Source organism: Mycobacterium sp. ABE4_509, assembly GCF_056160785.1.
The window spans coordinates 1-410 of sequence record NZ_JBSWXU010000351.1; the positions used below are offsets into that span (position 1 = coordinate 1).

The following is a 410-nucleotide window of genomic DNA, read 5'->3' on the forward strand; positions in this document are numbered from 1 at the left end:
TGGCGCCGCGCCCGGCGATCAGTGGGCCACCACTATCGCCGGTGTTGGCGGCGACGGCGATCGCTCAGGATCGGGGGCTGATCAACACCGAACACGTCACGGTGATCCGCGCCGCGGTGGCCAAGCTACCCGGCTTCGTCGATGCCGCCACCGCCGAGCAGTTCGAGATCGACCTGGTCCGCGCCGCGGTCGGGGTCGGCCCCACCGAACTGGCCGGGGCCGCCGCGCGGGCGTTGTTCCTGTTCGATCAGGACGGCCCCGAACCCGACGAGCGTGAACGGGCCCGCACCCGCGCACTGTCCAAGGGCAAGCAGGGCAGCGATGCGATGGTCCCGGTCAGCGGGGCGTTGACGCCGCAGGCGTGGGCGGTGTGGGAGGCGATCTTCGCCAAATACGCCGCCCCGGGCATG

At 72.0% G+C, this 410-nt stretch carries 1 protein-coding gene; it reads left to right on the forward strand.

The window, feature by feature from the left end; translation table 11 throughout:
* The coding region (locus ACXAID_RS28435; RefSeq protein WP_475025478.1) for a DUF222 domain-containing protein at positions 1-410 on the forward strand (410 nt) is incomplete at both ends.